14 protein-coding genes are annotated in these 16,621 nt (G+C 38.0%); 9 read left to right on the top strand and 5 right to left on the bottom strand.

Annotated elements, in window-relative coordinates:
• The first annotated feature begins 8 nt into the window (after positions 1-8).
• From ACK1I8_RS20775 to ACK1I8_RS20755, 5 genes are all read left to right on the top strand, one after another.
• Entirely contained in the window at positions 9-1,289 is a 1,281-nt protein-coding gene (locus ACK1I8_RS20775; protein ID WP_412467162.1) for a glycosyltransferase family 4 protein, read from the top strand.
• A 121-nt stretch (positions 1,290-1,410) separates the two neighbouring features.
• A complete protein-coding gene (locus tag ACK1I8_RS20770) occupies positions 1,411-2,556 on the top strand; it encodes a PDDEXK nuclease domain-containing protein (RefSeq protein ID WP_412467161.1) in 1,146 nt (381 codons plus the stop codon).
• 3 nt (positions 2,557-2,559) lie between these two features.
• Positions 2,560-3,306, top strand: coding sequence for a glycosyltransferase family 2 protein (locus ACK1I8_RS20765; RefSeq protein ID WP_412467160.1), 747 nt, complete (start codon positions 2,560-2,562; stop codon positions 3,304-3,306).
• A 104-nt stretch (positions 3,307-3,410) separates the two neighbouring features.
• The gene (locus ACK1I8_RS20760) at positions 3,411-4,838 is read left to right on the top strand and encodes an ATP-binding protein (protein WP_412467159.1); all 1,428 of its coding nucleotides are present in this window, start codon (positions 3,411-3,413) and stop codon (positions 4,836-4,838) included.
• Positions 4,839-4,904: 66 nt separating this feature from the next.
• Positions 4,905-5,465: a type 1 glutamine amidotransferase domain-containing protein gene (locus tag ACK1I8_RS20755; RefSeq protein WP_412467158.1), complete on the top strand. Its 561-nt coding sequence runs from the start codon at positions 4,905-4,907 to the stop codon at positions 5,463-5,465.
• A 189-nt stretch (positions 5,466-5,654) separates the two neighbouring features.
• On the opposite strand, the gene ACK1I8_RS20750 is transcribed toward ACK1I8_RS20755, so the two are convergent.
• The 4 genes from ACK1I8_RS20750 to typA form a co-directional block, all read right to left on the bottom strand.
• Positions 5,655-6,698, bottom strand: coding sequence for a hypothetical protein (locus ACK1I8_RS20750; RefSeq protein WP_412467157.1), 1,044 nt, complete (start codon positions 6,696-6,698; stop codon positions 5,655-5,657).
• 119 nt (positions 6,699-6,817) lie between these two features.
• Positions 6,818-8,008 carry a serine hydrolase domain-containing protein gene (locus tag ACK1I8_RS20745; protein WP_412467156.1) on the bottom strand — a complete coding sequence of 397 codons (1,191 nt, stop codon included), beginning with the start codon at positions 8,006-8,008 and terminating at the stop codon, positions 6,818-6,820.
• 80 nt (positions 8,009-8,088) lie between these two features.
• Positions 8,089-8,964 carry a lysophospholipid acyltransferase family protein gene (locus ACK1I8_RS20740; RefSeq protein WP_412467155.1) on the bottom strand — a complete coding sequence of 292 codons (876 nt, stop codon included), beginning with the start codon at positions 8,962-8,964 and terminating at the stop codon, positions 8,089-8,091.
• A 370-nt stretch (positions 8,965-9,334) separates the two neighbouring features.
• The gene (gene typA / locus ACK1I8_RS20735) at positions 9,335-11,140 is read right to left on the bottom strand and encodes a translational GTPase TypA (RefSeq protein ID WP_412467154.1); all 1,806 of its coding nucleotides are present in this window, start codon (positions 11,138-11,140) and stop codon (positions 9,335-9,337) included.
• A 313-nt stretch (positions 11,141-11,453) separates the two neighbouring features.
• Between typA and ACK1I8_RS20730 the strand changes: the two genes are divergently transcribed.
• Positions 11,454-12,596 (top strand): retropepsin-like aspartic protease, encoded by a 1,143-nt coding sequence (locus ACK1I8_RS20730; RefSeq protein ID WP_412467153.1) that lies wholly within the window; start codon positions 11,454-11,456, stop codon positions 12,594-12,596.
• An 18-nt stretch (positions 12,597-12,614) separates the two neighbouring features.
• On the opposite strand, the gene ACK1I8_RS20725 is transcribed toward ACK1I8_RS20730, so the two are convergent.
• A complete protein-coding gene (locus tag ACK1I8_RS20725) occupies positions 12,615-13,427 on the bottom strand; it encodes an alpha/beta hydrolase (RefSeq protein WP_412467152.1) in 813 nt (270 codons plus the stop codon).
• A gap of 181 nt (positions 13,428-13,608) precedes the next feature.
• Here ACK1I8_RS20725 and ACK1I8_RS20720 point away from each other — a divergent pair, with 181 nt between their 5' ends.
• The 3 genes from ACK1I8_RS20720 to ACK1I8_RS20710 all read left to right on the top strand — a co-directional run bounded on the left by ACK1I8_RS20720 (position 13,609) and on the right by ACK1I8_RS20710 (position 16,617).
• Positions 13,609-14,316, top strand: coding sequence for an esterase family protein (locus tag ACK1I8_RS20720; protein WP_412467151.1), 708 nt, complete (start codon positions 13,609-13,611; stop codon positions 14,314-14,316).
• A 102-nt stretch (positions 14,317-14,418) separates the two neighbouring features.
• Positions 14,419-15,489: an ATP-grasp domain-containing protein gene (locus ACK1I8_RS20715; RefSeq protein WP_412467150.1), complete on the top strand. Its 1,071-nt coding sequence runs from the start codon at positions 14,419-14,421 to the stop codon at positions 15,487-15,489.
• 27 nt (positions 15,490-15,516) lie between these two features.
• A complete protein-coding gene (locus tag ACK1I8_RS20710; protein ID WP_205058729.1) occupies positions 15,517-16,617 on the top strand; it encodes a carboxylate-amine ligase in 1,101 nt (366 codons plus the stop codon).
• Positions 16,618-16,621: the final 4 nt, after the last annotated feature.

The following is a 16,621-nucleotide window of genomic DNA, read 5'->3' as shown; positions in this document are numbered from 1 at the left end:
ATGTATTTTTGATTGATTTGAAAGTAGTACACCTAAATACCTATGACGGAAATGGCGGAGCAGGAAGAGCCTGTTTGCGCTTAAGCGATGCTTTAAAGGCCAGCGGAATCGATTCAAAAGTACTGGTTTATTATAAATTTGGTCAAAACCCCAAAATAGATACCTTCAGTAAATCACCTTTACAAAAGGCAAAAGCCGTTTATAATATCCTATCAGAGAGATATTTTGCCAAATGGCTAAGCAAATCGGTCAAAACGCCATTCAGTTTGCAATGGTTCGGTCGTTCGGTTATTAACCATCCTGATGTTAAAAACGCCGACATTATCCATTTACATTGGGTAAATCATGGTTTTCTCAATCCTAAGTTCCTGGCGCAGCTGGATGAGCTGGAAAAACCAATTGTTTGGACTTTTCATGATAGCAATGCTTTTACCGGCGGCTGCCATGTACGCTACGGCTGTGAACATTTTCACCAGCAATGTGGCCATTGCCCCATTTTGAAAATTAGCGGTAACAACGATATTTCGCACAAAACCTGGTTGCGCAAACAAAAAGCTTACACTAAATTAAATTTTCACATCGTAGCCCCCAGCAAATGGATGGCTGCTTCGGTAAAGTTCAGCAGTTTGTTGGGTACAAGGAAAGCCACCGTTATTCCGAATACGATCGAAACAAAAATTTTTAAACCTTATGTTAAATCTGAAGCAAAAAAAGTCCTGAAAATCAATCCTGATAAATTTGTATTGATGAGCGGATTTATGCCCTCAAAAAACGACAAACATAAAGGAACGCCCTACTTAATTGAGGCTTTGGAAATCCTGGCGCGCAGAAGTGGGATACAAAAAGAAAATATTGAATTGGTTATTTTTGGGAACAAGGAAAATGCAGAAATGCCCGAATTCCCCTTCAAAACTACCTTCTTAGGAACCATTAACAAAGATGATCATTTAGCGAAATGCTATTCTGCTGCCGATGCCTTTATTACGCCTTCTTTAGAAGATAACCTGCCCAATACGGTGATGGAAAGTTTATCGTGTGCCACACCAGTTATTGCTTTTACTACTGGGGGGATTCCGGATATGGTTAAACACCTGCAAAACGGTTACCTGGCCAAATATCAAAATGCAGAGGATTTAGCAAATGGTATTGAATGGTTATATCACCGCCCGAATAAAGAGGAAATCCAGAAAGCGGCGAGATTAAGCATTCTAACTGACTTTGCTGAGGAAGTTATTGCTGCGGAACATATCCATCTTTACGAAACGCTGATTGATTTACAGCCTAAATAACTCCATATTTAACAAAATTTTACAACGCTATTCATCATTCGGTTTGCAAAATCTTATTCTCCATTCTACAAGAAAAAAATTGGTCAATCTTTATTAAATTTATACCGACTGAAACTGGTAAATGGAAAGCATCGAAAACTATTCTGAAAGCATTAAAGCGTTAAAATCTGCTATTTTATCAAGCCGGTATAAAGCAGCTACTTTTGTGAACAAAGAACTCTTGTTGCTGTATTTTACGGTAGGTAAATTTATTTCCGAAAAGATAAAAAAGGAAAAATGGGGTGCAAAAGTTATTGATAACCTTTCTTCGGATTTGCAGGCAGAACTACCGGGCTTAAGAGGCTTTTCAGCCACAGGGATTAAAAGGATGAGATTTTTTTTTGAATCCTGGGAGGAATATATTTATATTAAACCATCAGCAACAGAGCAAATATCTGTCATCTATACTGATGAAATTACAATTAGTCCAACAGTGTTGGACCAAATACAACTTATTGACGTAGAGGACATTGAATTTAGTCCAACAGTGTTGGACCAAATAGGACGTTATTTTTTCAAGTTAAGTTTTTCGCATCACATTGAACTTATTCTGGCTACCAAAACGCTTGCTGAAAAAGTATATTATATTCAGAAAACAGCTACAGAATCCTGGAGTTTAACCACTTTAAAACATCACCTCAAAAATAAGTCGTTCAGCAATTCTGGCAGTTTACCAAATAATTTTTCGAAAACGATTTCCAATGCAGAATTAAGAGACCAAGCGCTGCAGTCTTTTAAAGATGAATACCTTTTGGATTTTATTAATCTAGAGGATCCGGATGAACAAGATGAAAGGGTTTTAGAAAGTGGAATCGTAAACAATATTAAGAAGTTTTTAATGTCTTTAGGGACTGATTTTGCCTTTATCAGCAACCAGTACAGATTGATTGTTGAGGATGAGGAATACTTTATAGATCTTTTATTTTTTAACCGCCGTTTACAATGTTTGGTTGTTTTCGAACTAAAAACCGGAAAATTCAAACCTGAGTACCTGGGCAAAATGAATTTCTATCTATCTGCCCTTGATGAATATGTTAAACAGCCGCACGAGCAGCCATCAATAGGCATCATACTTTGTAAAGAAAAGAAAAACAAAATTGTAGAATTTTCATTCCGTGATTTTAACAAAGCAATGGGTGTTTCTACCTACAAAACCAGCACAACATTACCTAAAGCATTTAAAGGTTTAATCCCAGATGCCGAAACCTTTAAAAAATTAATGGATTAACCGATGCCCAAATTAACCGTTATCACCATTGTGTATAATAACGTTCGCGATATTGAACGTACGCTAAAATCTGTTTTAGATCAGACTTATCACAACATAGAATATATAGTAATTGATGGCGCATCAACTGATGGAACATTACAGATAGTTGAACAGTATAAAGATCAGATTTCGAAAATCATATCAGAACCCGATAAAGGTATTTATGATGCCATGAACAAAGGTCTGGCACTGGCAACAGGTGATTATGTTCTGTTTATGAACTCAGGGGATGAGATTTACGACATCCATACGGTAAAAGATATTTTTGCAACTGCTCCCGGTGCCGATATCTATTACGGAGAAACTGAAATGTATAACGATAATTGGGAAAATTTAGGGCGCAGGAGGCATGAGGCACCAGATGAGTTCGACTGGACATGTTTTAAATATGGCATGAACATTAGTCATCAGGCCATTTATATCCGCCGTAGCATTGTTACGCCTTATGATTTAACCTATAAATACAGTGCTGATATAGACTGGATTATCAAAGCAGCAAAAAAGGCTTCAAATATCGTAAACGTACACCGCTATGTAGCCAAATACCTGGTTGGCGGCATGAGCAAGAAAAAACACCGGGAAAGCTTAAAAGAGCGGTTTCAAATTTTTACCAAATATTATGGCCTGGTTCCCAATATCTTCAATCATATTATTATTGCCTGTAATTTAGCATGGTACTTTATCAAGCATAGAAGAACAAATGATTAAATAAACAAAATTATTTTAGCATAATTTATTATATTTGAATTTAAATTAAAATAGAGTCAAAATCTTGATCTTATTTAAAGTATAATATTAAAATAACATTTTATATGTTAAAAAATATCGCTATTTCACAGGTATTAGATAGAATTAGATTTGAAAATCCATGGTGGACTTCAGGTAGTATAGATAGCTATTTTAGCGAAATGCCTAGAAGAGCTTATTATAAATCCTTTTGTAAACTTGCATCAGAAACAAGCATAAATAGAGCAATTGTTTTAATGGGGCCACGAAGGGTTGGTAAAACTGTACTTTTATATCATTTTGTTCAAAACATAATCGATTCCGGTTTTAATCCAAAACGTATACTATTTATAACTGTCGAAAATCCAATTTATATTAAAATTTCCCTTGAAGAACTGGTAATGAACGGCAAGATTGCAACAGGATCGGCTAATAATCCAGAAGATAGGTGGTATATTATATTTGACGAAATTCAGTACCTGAAAGATTGGGACATTCATTTAAAATCTCTAGTAGAGAGTTATAGAGATATTAAATTTATTGTTTCGGGCTCGGCCGCAGCAGCATTACAATATAAAAGTAAAGAAAGTGGAGCAGGGCGTTTTACGGACTTTATGCTCCCACCGATCACTTTTTACGAATTTATAGAAATGCAGGGCCTAAATCATATTGTACAGCCAACGCAATTACCTTGGGGAGAAAACCAGGTAAATTTCTACACAGCGGCCGATATAAAATATCTCAATAAGCTGTTTTTAGATTATATTAATCATGGTGGTTACCCAGAAGCAATATTTTCAGAAACAATCAGGAATAATCCTCAACGATTTATCCGAAGCGACGTAGTAGATAAAGTTTTATTAAGAGATTTACCTAGTTTATACGGTATTAGTGATGTGCAACAACTCAATTCATTATTCACTACTATAGCATACAATACCGCAAACGAATTTTCACTGGATACGCTTAGTAAACAATCGGCTATTCCCAAAAATACAATAAAAAAATACCTAGAATATTTAGAAGCAGCCTTCCTAATTAAAACAATAAAAAGAGTAGATCACTCTGGAAAAAGGTTTTTAAGAGACAATTTTTTCAAAATCTACTTAACAAATCCATCTCTCAGAGCCGCTCTTTTTTCACCAATTGAAGCAACAGATGAAGATATGGGACAGATGACTGAAACAGCAATTTATGCACAATGGCTGCATCGGTTAAACTTTACCCCCTGGTATGCCCGATGGAATAATGGGGAAGTCGATATGGTCGGGATAAGTGCTAAAAATCTTCAGGCACTTTGGAGCTTAGAAATTAAATGGACAAACAGATATGTATCTAAGCCACAAGAACTAAAAAGTTTAATAAAATTTTGCAAAGAAAACAGCCTTTCAAAGGCTCTGATCACCACAATATCCTTACAAAAAGTTATTATATATGACAATATAGAATTAAACTTTATTCCAGCATCATCGTACGCCTACACCATTGGTGCCAATACCATGATGGAATCTTAAATTTCTAAAAACAATAGTTTTCCCCAGCTGTCTTAAAATATATCACCTATTAAAAATTTAAAGATTATGGGACAATTAAGTAACCGCACCATTGCTGTACTTTCAGAAAGCGGATTTGAAGAAGTAGAATTAACCGAACCAGTTAAAAGGTTAAAAGAGGAGGGCGCAACCGTTCACATTATCTCCTCAAAAAGCGGAAAAATAAAAGCCTGGGATCAAGACCATTGGTCGATAGAAGTTAATGTAGATAAAACCATTTCAGAAGCAAATGCTGATGATTATAACGGGCTGCTTTTGCCAGGCGGTGTAATTAATCCGGATCAGCTACGTGTTAATGAAGATGCATTGGCTTTTGTAAAAGCTTTCTTTGCTGATGGAAAACCAGTTGCTGCCATTTGCCATGGTCCACAAACTTTGATTAATGCAGATTTAGTACAGGGAAGAAAATTAACTTCAGTAAAAAACATTTCAAAGGATTTAATTAATGCAGGGGCCATCTGGTCAGACGAAGAGGTAGTGGTAGACCAAGGTTTGGTTACGAGCCGCACACCTGAAGACTTACCTGCTTTTAATGATAAAATTGTAGAGGAATTTGCAGAAGGTGTTCATGAGGGCCAACATGCCTAAAAACTTTGGACGCTCTTTCTAGATTCACTCAAAAACGGCCGGCTACATTGCCAGCCGTTTTTATTTTTACCTGTTCTTTTGTGCTGTCAAATGTTTTCATCTGATGGCCTTATTTTCTGTAAAATGGAATTACCTTACAGAACCGTTTTCGATGTCGGATGGTAACCTCCAACAACAAAGAATATATTATTACAACTTTACCTGCCTGATAATATTTTTAATATTCAACTCGATGATATCGGTCATGGTTTTGCATCGCAGATAATTGATATCCTTAAAATAATCGCTCATACCTTGTTTAAGTAAAGCAATATTCTCTGGTGTGGTGAGTTCTTCTTTATTTGACACATCCCGAAGATCGGTTAAACGGTGCCGTTCGCTCCTTACACGGTGCACAATTGATGACCGTTCCTCCTGCTGATACTGCAATACGGTTTTCTCCGTCAGTTGCTCCATGCTCATTTTTACATAAGGCAGGTTTTCTTTAAAAAACTGAGGCAGATAAACTTTTAAATTACCCTCATAAAATTGCTGATCAAAATCTATCGCCCGGATGCGAAACTGGATATCATCAAAATCGGGTGTAATCTGAACCACAAAATTGTATGCACGCATATCGCCCAAAAGCATAATCAAACAGCGTTCATTAAACTTTACAAACTCTTTGGCTATACGGGTAGGATTAAATTCAGGGGTATACAACTGTCCTTTTGTAAAAACATCACCCGGAATCCCGGCAATATGTTCTTCTACTAAGGTATTACCATCTACCAGATAGTTTACCTGGTTCGGCGAAAGGATTTCTTCCATTTCCAAACCATAAATCCGGGAGGCATCAGCTTTTTTAATGTAGAAATAATCGTAAACATCATTCAAACGATTTACAATACGGATGCGGAACGGATGGGTATTACCGAAGGTACAATATTCTATTTTATCAATGTACTTGTGTTCAACAATGCGCAGATTACCAGATGCTTTGAGATTTGCGTAAATTTCCTTTAAACCATCGTGCAATTTTTCAATTAAATCCTGTGCATATATAGGGCCTTCCCATAACGAATCCTTGCCAAACTTATCCATTAACGGAAAAGCCTCGTTAAACTGCATTAAATCATTATAACCAATGGGTAATTTCGCCTCACGCTGGTAGGTGCGCAAATATTTCTGTAAAGCAGGTGTTACCGGAAAAATCGGCTTCTTTTTTGAAATTTTTACATCGTTATTTTCCATTTAATCACAAGGTACAATTTTAAAAATTTAACCGCAAAGGCCGCAAAGTTTTACGTAAAGGACGCGAATCAAAAACATCATAGCGTGCTTTGCGCCTATTTTCTTTGCATGCTTTGCGGTTAATCCTTCGGATAACTAAACGGCAATCCGGCCAGATACCTGCTGATTTTCCGGTAAGGATAATTTCCTGCCCCGTGATCGGCAAATTGCACAATAATGGTGTTTGTTTTCGGATCAATGTACAATCTTTGTCCAAGCATGCCTTCTGCTGCGTAATCGCCATGATCACCTTCTTGCGGAATCCACCAAAGGAAATGATGTGCCGATTTTTGCCAGCCTTTTGCAGATGCAGGTTTTTCTCTGCCGATATGGGTGGATTGATCTACCCAGCTTTCCGAAACCACCTGCTTTCCATTGTATTTACCTTTGTGCAGATATAACCGCCCTATCTTCGCTAAATCAATAGCGGTAACCTGAAAACGGCTCGCGGTATTGGCGAGGCCGTTAACCTGGTCTAACCCCCAGGTGGCGTTGTATTCTGCCCCAATCTTTTTCCATACATAGGTTTCAAAATACTGCGCCACCGATTTTCCGGTTGCTTTTTGCAAAACCCAGCCCAACAAAATCGGATCGATACTTTTATACTTCCAAACCGTTCCTGGCTTGTTTGCCAGTTTAACTTTCATCAGCTGCGCTTTCATATCATCGGTATAATAATATTTGGCCTCGTCAGAAAAAAATGCTTTTATTACGCCACCCAATGCATCCTGAAACTCGAGGCCGGATTTCATATCCAACAGATTTTTTAAAGTAATCTGTTCAAAAGCAGGGTTGGATTTTAATTCGGGAATGTACCTTGTTACTTTATCGTTCAGGCTGCTAATGCTTCGATCTGCCAATGCCTGACCAACTGCAATAGAAATCATGCTTTTAGCTCCAGAAAATATACTGGTCAGGGTACTATCGCTATAACCTTTAGCATATCTTTCATACAATATACTATCATTCCTGATGACCATAAAAACATTAACCTGCCCGTTTTTTAAATAGTCTTTCAATGGAATAGAGCGGTTATCTCCATCTCTAACATGAAGCGTATCCAGATCATTCCGTTGTTTTACCGACCTGATAAAATGAAAAACCGAATCACTTTTATGCGAAACTTCCTGCGGAAAAATCTTAAAGGTTTCGGCATTTGGCGTTCTGTATTTTAATACATTCAACAAATAGGGTTTCCAAAGGAATAAGGCCAGTAATGATAAAAAAAAAGTATAAATCAGAATTAAAAGTATTTTTTTGAAGGTCTTCATAGATAGGCGTTATGGTTCCAAATATAAAATATTTACGAAATGATATGTGCTATCCTAACTTATTTGAAGTAAAAAAGAAATCAATCTTTAGGTTTATATTTCCAACGCTTATGGCTCCACAGCCAATATTCGGGTTGTGCGTTGATTATTTCTTCCAGAAAACGGGTATGCAGTTCGGTAATTTCGAATGTAGCAGTTTCAGCAGGATATAAACATAGCGGCACACAATCCACCTCATAAAAACCGCGTTTTAACACTTTCACTTTTAAATAAAAGATAGGCTGATTGGTGCGCCTGGCAATTTTCTCAATTCCTAACTGTACAGAGCTGGGTTGATGCAAAAAATTAGTCCAATAATGTGATTCATCTTTCGATGGTGCCTGGTCATTACCAAAACTAAACAGGCTTGGCTTACCTTTGCTAGCCTGTAATGCACGCATGGTTTGCCGCATGGCAATGAGCTTATTTCCGAACCTGCTCCTCATTCTTTTAAACCAGTTGTCAAATATCGGGTTGGTTAACGGTTTATAAATAGGATAATGATCAGCGCGAAAATTGACTCCGACTCCCAGGGTACCCCACTCCCAGTTGCCATAATGCGCCGAACAGATTAATACACTCTGGCCACCATCTAAATACGCCTGAATCTGTTCTTTATTTTTAAACACAAACCGTTTCTCGATTTCCCGTTTAGAAATGCGCTGCATTTTAACGATTTCGAAAACCAATGAGGCCAGATAACGGTAAAACCGCCTCTCTATCATCAGGATTTCCTGTAATGTCCTATCGGGAAGTGCATTTAACAGATTTTCCCTCACTACTTTCCTACGGTAACGAAATAAAAAATACAGTAACAGATAAGCGCCATCGGCCAAAATGTACAGTACAGACAATGGAAGCAGGGATAATACACCTAAAAGAAATATTCCCAAATGGGAAATCCACGTTTTAATCACATCAGGCTAGTTGAAGCGCTAATTTAAACAGCATGTTACGAAATTATGCCACGAAAATGTTAGATTTCTTAATTATAGAAAATGGATCTGGCTAAGCGAGTAAAGCTATTCTATTGTTTGTAATCTTTTCCAATGATTGCTAAAGCCTTTATTCAGGTTTGTATCTTTTATCACGACTTAAGACACCTCAATAATGTAAGAAAAAATTTTATGATTTTATTTAATTCACAACGATAAGAGTTGACAGTATTCAAGGCCTGCTTACGGTTAAAGTTGTAAACATGAATAAAGCCTTATAAGCAAAAAAGCCCCGATTTCCATCGGGGCTTTAGTAAAATATATTTTATTCTCCTGCTAAGAGATATTTGGATTAAGCAAATTGCTTTCCTTTAACCTTACGCTCCTGTTCTGTTAAGAAGATTTTACGTAAACGCATGCTCTGCGGAGTAACTTCGATATACTCATCAGCCTGAATATATTCCATAGCTTCCTCAAGCGAGAATTTAATTGCAGGTGCAATACGGGTATTGTCATCCGTACCTGATGCACGCATGTTGGTTAATGCTTTACCTTTTACGATATTGATTACCAAGTCATTATCACGGATATGCTCTCCCAAAATTTGTCCTTCATAGATATCTACTCCCGGATCAACGAAGAAACGACCTCTATCCTGTAATTTATCAATTGAATAAGCAGTTGTAGTACCTTTATCCATCGAAATTAATACACCATTTAAACGGCCCGGGATCGTACCTTTCCAAGGTTCATATGCTTTAAAACGGTGCGCCATAATCGCTTCACCAGCTGTAGCTGTTAAAACGTTGTTACGTAAACCGATGATACCACGAGAAGGGATTTCGAACTCTAAGTGTTGTAAATCGCCTTTTGGTTCCATAATCAATAACTCACCTTTACGTTGGGTTACCAATTCGATTACTTTACCAGAAACTTCAGCAGGTACGTCTACAATTAAAGTTTCAATAGGCTCATGTTTTTTACCGTCGATTTCTTTCACAATAACCTGTGGCTGACCTACCTGTAATTCGTAACCTTCACGACGCATTGTTTCAATTAATACCGATAAGTGAAGGATACCACGGCCATATACCAACCATGAATCTGCACCTTGAGTTTCCACAACTTTTAAGGCCAGGTTTTTCTCCATTTCCTTGATCAAACGATCTTTAATCCGCTGAGAAGTTACCAGTTTACCTTCTTTACCGAAGAAAGGAGAATTATTGATGGTAAACAACATGTTCATTGTTGGCTCATCGATACTGATTACCGGTAGTTGTTCTGGTGCTTCAAAATCAGCAATGGTATCGCCAATTTCAAAACCATCAATACCTACTACTGCACAGATATCGCCAGAGCTTACTTCGGTAGCTTTTACCTTACCTAAACCTTCGAAAGTGTAAAGTTCTTTTACTCTTGATTTCACGATTTTGCCATCGCGTTTAATTAAAGTAACCGGCTGGTTTTCTTTAATGGTGCCACGGTGAACACGGCCAATTGCAATACGGCCTACGAAAGATGAATAATCTAACGAGGTGATCTGCATTTGCAATGTACCCTCATTGATTGGTGCAGCAGGAATGTTTTCTACTACAGCATCTAACAAAGCAAAAATATCAGTTGTTGGTTTCTGCCAGTCAGTACTCATCCACCCTTGTTTAGATGAACCGTAAATAACCGGGAAATCCAATTGCTCTTCAGTAGCTTCAAGGTTAAAGAACAGTTCGAAGATCTGTTCGTAAACCTCTTCAGGGCGGCAGTTTTCTTTATCTACTTTGTTTACCACCACAATTGGTTTTAAACCCAGCGCCAAAGCTTTTTGTGTTACGAAACGGGTTTGAGGCATTGCACCTTCAAAAGCATCGCAAAGTAAAAGTACACCATCGGCCATTTTCAAAACACGCTCTACCTCACCGCCAAAATCCGCGTGACCAGGTGTGTCGATAATGTTAATTTTTACGTCTTTATATTTAACAGATACGTTTTTAGATACGATTGTGATACCACGCTCGCGCTCTAAATCGTTGTTATCTAGTATCAACTCCCCTGTTTGTTCGTTGTCACGAAAAATAGAACAAGAGTGTAAAATCTTATCAACCAACGTGGTTTTACCGTGGTCAACGTGTGCTATAATAGCTATGTTTCTAATCTTTTGCATAAAATGCGCCTCAAATTTGGCGCAAAGATAGTGTTTTAAAATGGATTTTCTACTATACAGCTTACTATTTAATGCCTATTATAACGCCGTAATGATCTCATTTATAATCAGAAAAGCAATGCAGTGTGTTTTGGTCAGGTTCGGCCCTGCTTTTCATTACATTCTTTTTGTTTGTGTTGTGCTGCCAGCAAAAACAGTTACCACCACAAGGTTTTCATTGCAATAGAGTCCAGGTACGAAGTCAATTCATAATTTATATTTACTACTTGCAACCTTTTAAGGCAGTTAAACATCTTAAATTACACACATCAGTATGAAGAAAGTATTATTATTAATCGCCTTGGCATTTTGCATCGCCAAAGAGGGTACCGCACAAAACCATGAAATAGACAGCCTCACTTTTAGTACAGCAAAAGGGCTGTTAATTTTTGAGGGCTATTTAAACGACGTCAAAACTAATTTTGCATTTGATACGGGCGCCGCAATGGGCGTGCTAAACAGTAAAAACGTTAGTGATTCGGATATTACAAGAAAAGGCTCTACTAAAATAAATGATAGCCAGAGAAACTCGGCTAAACTGGATCTTGCGAAGATCAACAACCTAAAAATCGGCACTCACAGTTTACAAAACATTACAAGTGTTGTTGCCGATATGCCGTTTTTATACTGCAATACAGCTTATTTACTTGGTGGTGATGTAATTAACAAATTAAACTGGAAGTTCGATTTCAAAAAAAATAGAGTCTACATTTCTAAAACACCATTTGCTCCTGAAAATGATATGCAAGAGATGCCGGTTAAAATTATTGGCAAACGTCATTTTTCTCCATTGGTTGTCCAGGGTACAGTTATAGACAATGTTTTAATAGATTTCGGTTTTGCAGGCAACTGTACAATGGATTTAAAATTCAGCAGCACAAAGGAAATCATGAGCAAAATATTGCCAGAAAACATTTACGCCAGTAAGAGTTCGTCAATGGGCTTAAATTCAATATCGGTTGGTAAAACAACCAGCTCTTTTTTTCTAGATTCTGTAATTTTTGGTGGGGTTGTGGTCAACAATTTTAAAGTAAACGCGATGAATGATACGCAAAATAAAATTGGATTGTTGTTTCTCAAGATGAGTTTTAATCAGATGATACTCAATAATACTGAACTTAAGTACTGGTTGCAGCCAAGCCATGTTGCGCCTCAAAAACAAACCACTTTTGATGCGGGTTTTTATCTCAATGATAAAAACAAAATCGAAGTCGTTTCATTAAATGGCGCGGCAATTCATACAGCTCAATCGTTAAATATTGGGCAAACGATAAAGGAATTGAATGGTCGAAGCGCAGAAAGTTTCGCTGATAAGTGCGCATTTCTAAACTGGTATGCTGAGCAAGTTAAAAAGGAGGAGTTTGCCGTAGTAACTGAGAAAGGAGAAAAATTAATCATCAGAAAATCAGTTTTTTAATGGTTAATCAGTTATTTCTTAAACCTCAAATGCCCAATTCAAAAAAGCAGGCATCACACTTTCCCAGGTTTGAACATCGTGTTTACCGCCAACTTTTTCATAGTAAAAAACCTGATCAGGCCGTTTGTAGCCTTTATTCAAAAGAATTTTAACCACATCAATGGTATCATCTATGGAGTCTATAATTAAGTTTTTATTCCGATCAGCCTTTTCATCTTCCGTTCCGGTCATCAACCAGAATTTCATATCCGGCTTGCTGGAAGTATTTTCCAGTTGCTGATGCAAAATGCGGTCGGCATCGGTATAGCCTTCATTTAAATCTTTTTTTCTCCACCAAAATGCACCTGAGAAAACGCCCACAACATCAAAAGCAGAAGGATTATTCCATGCGATATTAAAAGCAGATAAACCTCCCAGAGAAAATCCGGCAAAACCTACTTTACCGGTAATCGGCATTGCAATTTTCTTTTTAACAAAAGGCAGAAGTTCTTTGATCACAAAATCGGTATATAAATTAGCTTTTGCGCCGCGTCCTTTAAAATCAGGCACGCCCGCAACACCATATTCCATTAAACGGTCATCTGATGCCTTAATGGCCACAACAATTAGCCTATGATTTCTTTTGGCATGGTGTGCCTTTTCTAAAATCTTGCCAAAATTCATCTTGGCCACATCTTGTCCATCGTTTAATAAAAGAAGTTCTATCTTTTCATTACCCAAAATACCTTCGGGTGTATAAATATCTATTTCGACCTCCCGCTTTAAATAATTTGAAGATATTTTAAAGTTGCAGGTATTGACTTTTACCGATAAAATGGTGGTGTACTTCATAATCAGGATCCCTATCACATGGCTGTCGCCTCAGTATTAGGCTGCAAAGGTACAAATCTCCATAAACTATTAATTATCATAGGTTAATTTTTACAACTGTCACCTTATTTGATTTATTTTTAATGTTTATACTATTCTTAATACAGATTTTAATTTATACCTTAAACACACAATTTGTATTATGGTTAAAGAAGAACATAAGAAATGGTACAGCCCGAATTTAAGTGGCGAAATCGACATGCTCATCTTTGGTCACGGTGGCATCCCTATCCTGCTGTTCCCAACAAGTATGGGCCGATATTTTGAAAATAAGGATTTTAAATTAATAGATTCTGTTGAGGGATTTATCAATGAAGGAAAAATCAAAATTTATTGTCCGGATGGCGTTGACAAACTAAGCTGGTACAATAAAAGTATTCATCCTGCCGACAGGGTTAAAAACCACATCTGGTACGATAAATATTTATTGGAAGAAGTAGCTCCGCTTGCCAGGCACGAAACCGGACATAGTAAAATGATTACCGCCGGCTGCAGTTTTGGCGGTTATCACGCTGCGAATTTTGCTTTCAGGCATCCCTGGTTGGTTAGCCATATGTTCAGCATGAGTGGTGCTTTCGATATCACCGGCCAGCTAGATGGTTTTTACAATGATGATGTTTATTTTAATAACCCGGTTGATTTCGTATTGAACAACAGCAATCCTGAACTGCATTACATGAAAATTGTTTTGGGTACAACAGACCGCGATATGTGCAGGCCAGATAACGAGCGTTTATCCAATATTTTGAACAAAAAGGGCATCAACCATTGGCTGGATATCAGACAAAATGCAGATCATGATTGGCCGATCTGGAGAGAAATGTTTCCAGATTATGTTGCACAGCTTTAGTTTAGTCCAAAGTCGGCTGTCTTAAGTCGCCAGCCGATTTAGGATATAAGCATCAAACAATTAACCGATTAACCAGTTAAGCAATTAAACTTAAATTTACCAATGAAAAAAATAGGGATTTTATTTGGACAGGAACGCTCTTTTCCTGAAGCCGTAATCGAAAGGATTAATCAAAAAGCAGCACAAGGCATTACTGCCGAAGCGGTTAAGATTGATAAGATATTTCAGAATGTGCCCTTAGGTTATTCCGTAATCATCGATCGTATTTCGCAGGATGTGCCATTTTACCGTGCCTCCTTAAAAAATGCTGCCATTACCGGAACTGCCGTAATCAACAATCCATTCTGGTGGAGTGCCGACGAGAAATTTTTTAATAATGCCCTGGCCGAACAAATTGGTGTGCCCGTACCCAAAACGGCCTTGATCCCGTCTAGAGAACATCCAACAGGTACAACATCAGAATCATTTTCTAATCTGGAAATGCCATTAAACTGGGATGCGATTTTCGAATATGTGGGTTTTCCTGCCTATATGAAACCTTTCGATGGTGGTGGCTGGAGAGATGTTTATAAACTTCATGATAAAGAAGATTTTTTTGATAAACACGGTGGCACCCGGCAATTGGTGATGCTTTTGCAGGAAGAGATTATTTTCGAAGAATATTTTAGGTGTTATTGTATAGGTGGCAAACATGTTCGTATTATGCAATACGACCCACGCAATCCACATCATTTACGTTATGCAACGGAGGGTAAAACTCCAGATCCGAAATTGCTTAAAACGGTAGAAGAGTACACCCTAAAATTATGTAATTATTTAGGATACGATTTTAATACGGTTGAGTTTGCTGTGCGTAATGGAGTACCGATTGCTATCGACTTTTGTAACCCTGCCCCAGATGCCGACATTAAGAGTGTTGGTCAGGAAAATTTTGAATGGGTAGTGGAAACGACTGCAAATTATGCGATAGAAAGAGCTAAAGCACAAAAAGACGGGCAGGATAATTTGACCTGGGGCAAATACATAAAATCATCAGTTGACGGTACACCATTGATTGCTAAAGCAACACCAAAAGTGGTTAAGGCCGAGGCGCCAAAGAAAGTTGCCACTACAGCAAAGGCTAAAACAGAAACGACACCTGCCAAACCTAAAAAAGCCGCGGCAAAAAAATAATGGGATTTAATTTTTAATCAATAAAGGATGAACGAGTTTACGCTGGGCATAGAAGAAGAATACATGGTAATTGATCCCGTTACCAGAGAACTTACTTCTCACGAACAAAAAATTGTAGAGGCTGCACAAAAAATACACAAAGACCAGGTTAAGGCAGAAATGCACCAGGCCGTGGTAGAGGTGGGTACAGGTATTTGCCGCACCACTACCGAAGCGCGTCAGGAAATTGCTCAATTGCGTTATACGGTATCTCAACTGGCCGGAGAGCAAGGTCTGAGGATTGGAGCCGCCGGCACACATCCTTTTTCACACTGGGAAAAGCAGTTGATTACCGAACATCCACGTTATAACGAAATTGTGAATGAGCTACAGGAAGCCGCACGTTCCAACCTTATTTTTGGTTTGCATGTACACGTCGGCTTTCAATCGCGCGAACTGGCTATTCATATCGCTAATCAGGTGAGGTATTTTTTACCACACGTGTTTGCCTTATCAACCAATTCTCCTTTCTGGGAATCGCGCAATACCGGTTACAAATCTTTCCGCACTAAAATTTTCGACAAATTTCCGCGCACTGGGATTCCTGATATCTTTAACAGCATCGAAGATTACGACAATTACGTAAAACTGCTCATCAAAACCAATTGCATGGATAACGCCAAAAAAATCTGGTGGGATATCCGCGTGCACCCATTCTTTGATACCGTTGAATTCCGCATTTGCGATTGCCCGATGCTGATTGATGAAACAATGGCACTTACCGCCTTATTTCAATCCTTGTGTGCCAAACTGTACAAACTGCGTTTACAGAATATGGAGTTTATCAGCTATTCCAGAGCATTGATTAATGAAAATAAATGGCGGGCGGCCCGTTACGGAATTGACGGGAACCTCATAGATTTTGGGAAAGAAATGGAAGTAAACTGCCGTAACCTCGTTTTGGAATTACTGGATTTTGTTGATGACGTTGTGGATGATTTAGGCTGCCGGGATGATATCAATTATGTGCATAAAATATTGGAACACGGTACCGGTGCAGACCGGCAGTTGGCGGTTTACCAACAAACTGGTAACTTTGAGGCGGTGGTAGATTACATTACTAATCAAACACTTATAGGCGCAAAGTAACTTC

The organism is Pedobacter sp. KLB.chiD (assembly GCF_047040275.1).
In the GTDB taxonomy this organism is placed as follows: Bacteria; Bacteroidota; Bacteroidia; order Sphingobacteriales; family Sphingobacteriaceae; genus Pedobacter.
The sequence above is the reverse complement of the archived record's forward strand: the minus strand, read 5'-3'. Positions and strand labels throughout refer to the sequence as shown.

Bases quoted from the DNA above. Each gene is read 5' to 3' on its own strand.
- ACK1I8_RS20720 (WP_412467151.1), top strand. From the start codon at position 13,609: ATGGTTAAAGAAGAACATAAGAAATGGTACAGCCCGAATTTAAGTGGC.
- ACK1I8_RS20710 (WP_205058729.1), top strand. From the start codon at position 15,517: ATGAACGAGTTTACGCTGGGCATAGAAGAAGAATACATGGTAATTGAT.
- ACK1I8_RS20730 (WP_412467153.1), top strand. From the start codon at position 11,454: ATGAAGAAAGTATTATTATTAATCGCCTTGGCATTTTGCATCGCCAAA.
- ACK1I8_RS20750 (WP_412467157.1), bottom strand. From the start codon at position 6,698: ATGGAAAATAACGATGTAAAAATTTCAAAAAAGAAGCCGATTTTTCCG.
- typA (WP_412467154.1), bottom strand. From the start codon at position 11,140: ATGCAAAAGATTAGAAACATAGCTATTATAGCACACGTTGACCACGGT.
- ACK1I8_RS20765 (WP_412467160.1), top strand. From the start codon at position 2,560: ATGCCCAAATTAACCGTTATCACCATTGTGTATAATAACGTTCGCGAT.
- ACK1I8_RS20745 (WP_412467156.1), bottom strand. From the start codon at position 8,008: ATGAAGACCTTCAAAAAAATACTTTTAATTCTGATTTATACTTTTTTT.
- ACK1I8_RS20725 (WP_412467152.1), bottom strand. From the start codon at position 13,427: ATGAAGTACACCACCATTTTATCGGTAAAAGTCAATACCTGCAACTTT.
- ACK1I8_RS20715 (WP_412467150.1), top strand. From the start codon at position 14,419: ATGAAAAAAATAGGGATTTTATTTGGACAGGAACGCTCTTTTCCTGAA.
- ACK1I8_RS20770 (WP_412467161.1), top strand. From the start codon at position 1,411: ATGGAAAGCATCGAAAACTATTCTGAAAGCATTAAAGCGTTAAAATCT.
- ACK1I8_RS20760 (WP_412467159.1), top strand. From the start codon at position 3,411: ATGTTAAAAAATATCGCTATTTCACAGGTATTAGATAGAATTAGATTT.
- ACK1I8_RS20755 (WP_412467158.1), top strand. From the start codon at position 4,905: ATGGGACAATTAAGTAACCGCACCATTGCTGTACTTTCAGAAAGCGGA.